This is a genomic window from Actinomycetospora sp. (assembly GCF_055612215.1).
In genome coordinates this window covers 1-1,870 of record NZ_JBVPVA010000843.1, presented here as the reverse complement: position 1 = coordinate 1,870, position 1,870 = coordinate 1, and the positions used below count along the sequence as shown (strand labels likewise).

Below are 1,870 nucleotides of genomic sequence, written 5' to 3'. Positions count from 1 at the left end.
GCTTGTCGAGGACCACCAGCTGACTCACGTGGGTCGGCTGGTGATCGTCCTCGGCGGCCAGGAACACCGCGTCCAGACCCGAGAGCTGCTGCACCGTTCCTCCTCGTGACCGCGATGTCCTCACCCGGACGGCTCCGCGCCGAGAGTCTGACCGGTCGCCGTGATCCCGGCCACCTGACGACGCGACGTGATCGACGACCACAGGCGGTGACGACGAGGCCCACCGGATCGGTCCCTTCAGAAATCCGCGTGTCACCCGTACCGGGAACGGCCCGGGTGCGTTGGACGCGGTGCGTGGTCACGCCGTCGTATGGGCGTGATCCCCGGCGTCATTCGGGAGACGGCGGCACTCCCCGGCGGACACGAGGAGAGAAGTCATGACCCGGCCACGCCACGCGATGCGGCCGCACCCGCTGCGCAGCCCCGGCGTCCTGGTGGGGGTCCCCGTCGCGGCGGCCGTCGCGTTCGGGGCGCACGCCGTCCTCGGCATCGTCCCGGTCGCCGACCAGGGCACCCCGGCGCCGTCGGACACGCCCAGCGCCGCTCCGGCGGCCGCCGCTCCCGTCCAGGGCTACGGACTCGCCACGGCCCCGCCCCCGACCACGCTGGGCCTGCTGTCCGCCCCGGGCACCGAGCACGGCACGACCACGGGGAACGGGGCGTCCACGGTGCCCATCGCCGGCTCGACCACCGCCGCGCACCACGCCGGCGCCCCCGCACGCTCCGTGCCCATCACCCGGGCGGCCGGCGCCCCGGCGCCCACGATGATGACCTTCAGCGCGGCGCACGGCGCCCCCGCTCCCGCCGCGGCCCCGGTCGTCCCGATCGCCGCGGCGCCGCAGGCCGCTGCTCCCCAGGCCGCGGCCCCGGCCCCCGCCCCGCCGACCGTGCAGCGGGCGGCGGCCCCGGCGGCCGCGCCGGCGCCGGACGACGGGGGCTCCTCGGACGAGGGGTCGTCGGGGGGCTCGCTCGCGGACGTGGACCTCGGCGTCGCGAAGGTCTCCCTGCTCTCCTTCGGGAGCTGATCGACAGGGTGGTCGGCGGGGCGGGAGGATGCCCCGCCATGAGCAAGGCGCTCGACGAGCTGGTCACCGACGTCCTCGACCTCGAGGACATCGAACGGGACATCTTCCGCGGCCGCAGCCCACAGGAGTCCCTGCTGCGGGTCTTCGGGGGGCAGGTCGCGGCCCAGGCCATGGTCGCCGCGGGCCGGACCGTCGACGACGACCGCGTGGTGCACTCGCTGCACGGATACTTCCTGCGCCCCGGCGACCCGCACCGGCCGATCGTCTACGAGGTCGACCGCACCCGCGACGGCCGCTCCTTCACCACCCGGCGGGTCACCGCGGTGCAGCGTGGCGAGGCCATCTTCACGATGTCCGCGTCCTTCCAGGTCCTCGAGGAGGGCGTCGCCCACCAGGCGGAGATGCCGGAGACCCCCGGCCCGGACGGCCTCGACCGCCGCGACCGTCCGCCGGTGCCCTCGCCCGAACCGGCCTACACCACCACCGGCCGGGCGCTGACCTGGCCGCTGGACGTCCGCTACGTCGACCACGCCCCGTGGGACCTCGCGGTCGCCCCGCAGGCGCGCAACCGGGTCTGGCTCCGCGCCGACGGCGAGCTCCCGCCGCCGTCGGATCCGAGGGGCCGGCTGCTCCACGCCTGCGTGCTGACCTACGCCAGCGACCTCACCCTCCTCGAGGCGGCGCTGCTCCCGCACGTGGAGGGCGGGGTCGCGTCGCGCCAGGTGGACGTGGCCAGCCTCGACCACGCGGTGTGGTTCCACCGCCCGTTCCGGGCCGACCACTGGCTGCTCTACGTGCAGGACTCCCCGAACGCGGGCGGCGGGCGCGGGCTCGCGACGGGGCGG

The 1,870-nt window shown here is 76.0% G+C and carries 2 protein-coding genes; both read left to right on the top strand.

Annotated features, from left to right (window positions below):
* Positions 1 to 377: 377 nt before the first annotated feature.
* Entirely contained in the window at positions 378 to 1,025 is a 648-nt protein-coding gene (locus AC0CYZ_RS22980) for a hypothetical protein (protein WP_472219628.1), read from the top strand.
* Between the two features lie 38 nt (positions 1,026 to 1,063).
* The coding region (locus AC0CYZ_RS22975; RefSeq protein WP_472219627.1) for an acyl-CoA thioesterase at positions 1,064 to 1,870 on the top strand (807 nt) is incomplete at its 3' end.

Coding starts and splice junctions, on each gene's coding strand:
- AC0CYZ_RS22980 (WP_472219628.1), top strand. CDS start 378: ATGACCCGGCCACGCCACGCGATGCGGCCGCACCCGCTGCGCAGCCCC.